Below are 5,514 nucleotides of genomic sequence, written 5' to 3' on the forward strand. Positions count from 1 at the left end.
TCCCGGCCCCCCGGCCGGGCCCCTCCGAGAGCGCCCTCTTCTGTCACTCCACTCCCGGCTGGCTCGGGCCCGACCTGCAGCTCGCGTTGATCCACGGGGCGCCCGACCAGGCCCTCGGACAGAAGCCTCCGAACGCCGTGAGCATCCTGCCGGTCGTGGTGCGGCCGCTGTCGCGCGGCTGGGTGCGCCTGGCGAGCCGTGACCCGCTCGCCAGGCCCTTCCTCAATCCCAACTACCTGGCCGTCGAGGCGGACGTCACGCGCCTGATGCGGGGCGTGGAGCTGGCCCGGGAGCTCTTCGCCACCCAGGCGTTCTCCGGTCAGGTGGGCAGCGAGCTGATCCCCGGCCCCGGGGTGGGCCACCGGGCCCAGCTCAGGGCCTTCGTCCAGCGCGGCGCCGAATCGGGCCAACAGCCCGCGGGCTCCTGCCGGATGGGACTCGACGCCCTGGCTGTCGTGGACCCGGAGCTGCGTGTCTTTGGAATCGGCGGACTGCGCGTGGCGGACGCCAGCGTGATGCCGACCCTGCCCTCCGGCGACAGCCATGCCGCCGTCGTGATGATCGCCGAGAAGTGCGCCGACCTGCTCCAGGCCGCACACGGCCTCCGTGCCGGCGACGTCACAGCGCGTACCTGCCGTCTCTAAAGACAGCCGCAGCGCAACACCTCCCCCTCACGAGAGCGCATGAACAACCTCTGCCAATCCATCACCCTTCAGGGAACCGTCACGTCGTCGCAGCCCGAGCAGCTCCGGTGCGACCTGCTGCTGCGAAGCGGCGACACCGTGACGCTCCACTTCGGCGCCGAGACGACGTTCTCGGTCCTCACCAACATCGACGGCAGCTCGCAAGACCGGGTGCCCGACGCTCCCGGACAGGAGGGCAGCGAGCTGGCCCGGAAGGTGGCCCGCTACCTGCGGCCCCAGGACACCGTCTTCGTCCGGGCCATCCGGTTCGAGCACGCCGGGGAGGAGCGCTACGACGCACGCGCTGTCACCCGCATGCACTCCGAGCCGCAGCGCTTCCTCTTCGAGGAGCCGCACTGGTGGATGACCCAGACGACGCACATGGCCAATGCGTGGCTCGATGACCTCTTCGGAGACTCGCGCACCTACAGCGAGGACGACTTCTCCAAGCGCTACCGCACCAACCTCAACTATTACGGCGGCGCCACGGACGACAACCTCCAGGCCATGCCGACCCTCGCCCGGCTCATCTACGGGCTGTCGTCGGCGTACCTGATGACGGGCGACCACCGCTACCGGCTGGCGGCCGCCGCGGGCATCCAGTTCCAGCGCTCCTCCTTTCGCATCCTCAGTCCGGATGGGCAGTCCTGCATCTGGGCCTTTGGCCGGCGCAAGGGCGTCAATGGCACCGTCACCCTGACGGCCTCGGAGAACGGCGATGACTCCGGCGCCATCGCCCTGTACGAGCAGATCTACGGCCTGGCGGGGCTCGCCCAGTACTACCGCATCACCGGCGACGCCGAGGTGCTGGAGGACCTCCGCCGCACCATCAAGACGTTCAACACGCTCTTCTTGGACAGCAAGGACGTCAACGCCGAGTTCCCCGGCTTCGATGGCTACTTCGCTCACCTCGACCCGGTCACCCTGCGACCGGATTCGGCGGCGCTCGGGCGGCTCCAGTCACGCAAGAACTGGAACTCGGTGGGCGACCACATCCCCGCCTACCTCATCAACCTCGTCCTCGCCCTGGACCCGCTGCCGCAGGGCGCGGACCCGGACATCTCGAGCTTCCTCGACACCTGCCGGGAGATGCTCGACCGCACGACGCGGCTCATCCTCGAGAAGTTCCCGGACCCCGACTCGCTGTATGTGAATGAGCGCTTCCTCGCGGACTGGACGCCCGACCACCAGTGGGGGTGGCAGCAGGACCGCGCCGTCGTGGGCCACAACTACAAGATCGCGTGGAACCTCACGCGCATCGCCTACTACCAGCTGGGCACCGGACGGCATGAGGAGGCGCAGCGTGCGCTCCAGCTCGCCGAGCGGCTCGCCAAGGCGATGATCGCCCACGGCGCCGACCTCATCCGGGGCGGGTGCTTCGACGCCGTGGAGCGGCACCCCACCAACGGCCAGCCCCTGGAGTTCCCCTGGGGCAGCGTGAAGGACTTCTGGCAGCAGGAGCAGGCCATCCTCGCCAACCTCATCCTCCACGGCCAGACGGCAGACCCGGAGTACCTGGACCAGGCGCGCTCCATGTCCGCGTTCTGGAACATGTTCTTCCTGGACCGGGACAACCAGAACGTCTTCTTCCGCGTCAATGAGGACGGCCTTCCCATCTTGAACGGCGCGTTCGCCAACAAGGGGCAATACGCCGTCGCGGGCTACCACTCCTTCGAGCTGAACTACCTGGCTCACGTCTACACGTGCGCCTACGTCTCGCCCGACTCCAGCTTCTGTCTGTATTTCCATCCGTCCGCCAACAGCGGCTTCCGCTCCATCAACGTGCTGCCGGATTTCGTGAAGCCCGGCTCCATCGAGATCGCGAGCGTCTCCATCAACGGCCGCCATCGGGCCAACTTCGACCCCCACCGGTTCCAGCTCCCCCTGGAGCCCTCGGACCTGGGCTCGGAAGTCATCGTCCAGTTCCGGAGGAAGTCATGAGCTCCCAGTCCCTGAAGGGCAAGAAGGTCGCCGTCCTCGTCGAAAGCCAGTACATCGCCGACGAGATCGCGCAGTACCGTGACCGGTTCGCGGAGGAGGGGGCGGAGGTCCACTTCCTCGCGAACCTGAACGGCAGCCCCTTCCTGAACCTCGTGAGCGAGGTCGAGGAGGTGGGCCACACGCCCAAGCTCCTGACCGTCACGCGCGACATCCGCAAGGCCGCCCCCGAGGACTACGCGGCCATCCTCGTCGCCGCCAACTACCCCAGCGTGCGGCTGCGCCACTTCGTCCCGCCCGACGGGCCGGATGGCAGGCCGCTGCCCATCACCCCGGAGATGGTCCGCACCTCGCCCGCGGTGCAGTTCTTCAGCCGCGCCATGCGCCACCCGGAGATCGTCAAGGGGATGCTGTGCCACGCCCTCTGGCTGCTGACGCCCACCCCGGAGCTGCTCGCGGGGCGCAAGGTCATCTGCCACGAGGTCGTCCTGGCCGACGTCCTCAACGCCGGCGGCGTCTACACCCCGCACCCGTCGGGCGTGGTGGTTGACGGGGACCTGGTGACGGGGCGCTCGTTCCTGAACGTCTCCGCGTTCATCGAGCGCATCAAGGAGCGGCTCGTGGCCCAGGGATCGGCCACGGCTCCGGCGACTCCGGCGACTCCAGAGCCCCGGCTCTCCGCGCCGCCGGAGCCCGGGACGGGCCGTCAGCGCAGCGTCCTCGTGGTCCTCTCCAACCACGGCTACTGGGGCGAGGAGCTCGTGGGCCCGCTGGAGGTCTTCGAGCGCCAGGGCTACCGCGTCGAGTTCGCCACGCCGAACGGACGGCGGCCCGAGGCCCTGCCTCCGAGCATGGACGCGGGCTACATCGACCCGCCCCTGGGGCGCTCGGTGACGAGCCCGGAGATGGCCCTCAAGGTGCGCCAGCTGGACTCCACCGGCCCCGGGCGCAGCGAGCGTTCCCGGATGCTCGATGCGCCGCTGAACCTCTCGGAGCTGCTGCCCGAGCGGCCCTACTTCAGCCATCCGATGATGGTGCGTGCGCTCGAGGCCTACTACCGCGAGCGCGATGCGGCCCTGCGCGCCTTCGAGCGGTTCGACGCGCTGCTGCTGGTGGGCGGCAGCGGCCCCATCGTCGACCTGGCCAACAACCAGCGCGTGCACGACCTCATCCTCGGCTTCCTGAAGCAGGGCAAGCCCATCGCCGCCGAGTGCTACGCGGTGACCTGCCTCGCGTTCGCGCGGGAGCTGGAGGACCGGCGCAGCATCCTGCGCGACAAGCACGTGACGGGGCACTGCCTGGAGTACGACTACAAGGACGGCACCGGCTTCGTGGGCACCGACTTCAACATGGGGCCGCCGCCCTACCCGCTCGAGTACGTCCTCCGCGACGCGACCGCGCCAGAGGGGCAGTACCACGGCAACTTCGGCAAGGAGCGGTCGGTCATCGTCGACTACCCGTTCGTCACGGGCCGCTCCACCCCGGACTCCACGCTGACGGGCGAGAAGCTCGTCGAGGTGCTGGAGCAGGGCCTGCGACGCTGGGGGTGGTGATGCAACCGAGCACGAAAGGAGCAGACCCCATGACGAAGAGAACCGGTTGCATCGCCCTCCTCGAACAGCTCGCCGCGGAGGGAGCTCGATACCTGTTTGGCAATCCAGGCACGGTCGAGGAGGGCTTCCTCGATGCGATGCGCGAGGTGCCGTCCCTCCAATACATCCTCGGCCTCCAGGAGTCGGTGGCCGTGGCCATGGCGGATGGCCACGCGCGGGCGACGCGGCGGCCCGCCTTCGTCCAGCTCCACTCCAGCGTGGGGTTGGGCAACGGCATCGGGATGATCTACCAGGCGAAGCGCGGCAACTCCCCGCTCGTGGTGCTCGCGGGGGAGGCGGGGCTTGCCTACGACGCCATGGACGCGCAGATGGCGTGCGACCTGGTCTCCATGGCCCGCCCGGTGACCAAGTGGGCCACGCGCGTCGTCGACCCGGGTTCGGTGCTGCGGGTGCTGCGGCGGGCCATCAAGATTGCCTCGACCCCGCCCATGGGGCCCGTCTTCGTCGCCCTGCCCATGGACGTGCTCGACGCCCCCAACGAGGAAGCCGTCTTCCCGACGCCGCGGCTCGACACCCGCTCCACGCCGGAGCCGGAGGCGGTGAAGGCGCTGGCCCGGCTGCTCGCGGAGGCCGAGCAGCCACTGCTCATCGTCGGCGATGGCGTGGCGGCCTCCGGTGCCCAGGAGGAGCTGACCCGGGTGGCCGAATTGCTCGGCGCCGAGGTGTGGGGCGCCAACAGCTCCGAGGTGAACATGGATGCGGCCCACCCGCTGTTCCGGGGCCTGCTGGGCCACATGTTCGGCAAGGACAGCACGGCGGTCGTCTCGCGGGCGGACGCCGTGCTCATCACGGGCACGTATGTCTTCCCCGAGGTCTTCCCCGCCCTCTCCGGCGTCTTCCGCCCCGACGCCCGGGTCGCTCATGTCGATCTCGACGCGTATGAGATTGCCAAGAACTTCCCGGTGGAGCTGGGTCTCGTTGCAGACCCGAAGCGGACGCTCGCGGCGCTCGCGGAGGCACTGACCTGGGTGATGACGCCGGCCCGGCGGGCGGCCGCGGAGGAGCGGCTGCGAAGCGCCCGGGCGCAACGGGAGCAGGAGCGGGCGCGGGCTTCCGACGCCGGGACGGGTTCCGGTGAAGGCCACGAGGCAATGCCCGCCCTCTTCCTGCGAGAGCTGGCGAAGCGGGTGGGCGACGAGGCCATCGTCTTCGACGAGGCGCTCACCCTCTCGCCGGAGGTGGCCCGGGCGCTGCCCGGGCGCAGGCCGGGACATTACTTCCAGACGCGGGGCGGCTCGCTCGGGGTGGGGATCCCCGGGGCGCTGTGGGTGAAGCTGGCC

Annotated in this window: 4 protein-coding genes; all 4 read left to right on the plus strand. The window is 69.6% G+C overall.

Features of this window, described 5'->3' with window-relative positions:
* The coding region (locus D7V93_RS36700) for a GMC oxidoreductase (RefSeq protein ID WP_244237726.1) at positions 1 to 644 on the plus strand (644 nt) is incomplete at its 5' end.
* Positions 645 to 683: 39 nt separating this feature from the next.
* Entirely contained in the window at positions 684 to 2,624 is a 1,941-nt protein-coding gene (locus tag D7V93_RS36705; RefSeq protein WP_120647781.1) for an AGE family epimerase/isomerase, read from the plus strand.
* The gene (locus D7V93_RS36710; RefSeq protein WP_120647782.1) at positions 2,621 to 4,174 is read left to right on the plus strand and encodes a DJ-1/PfpI family protein; all 1,554 of its coding nucleotides are present in this window, start codon (positions 2,621 to 2,623) and stop codon (positions 4,172 to 4,174) included. Before D7V93_RS36705 ends, D7V93_RS36710 begins: the two co-directional genes overlap by 4 nt.
* Positions 4,175 to 4,203: 29 nt before the next feature.
* Positions 4,204 to 5,514, plus strand: a 1,311-nt coding sequence (locus tag D7V93_RS36715; protein ID WP_147451530.1) for a thiamine pyrophosphate-binding protein, incomplete at its 3' end; no start/stop codon positions are given.

This window comes from Corallococcus llansteffanensis, assembly GCF_003612055.1.
Classification (GTDB): Bacteria; Myxococcota; Myxococcia; order Myxococcales; family Myxococcaceae; genus Corallococcus; species Corallococcus llansteffanensis.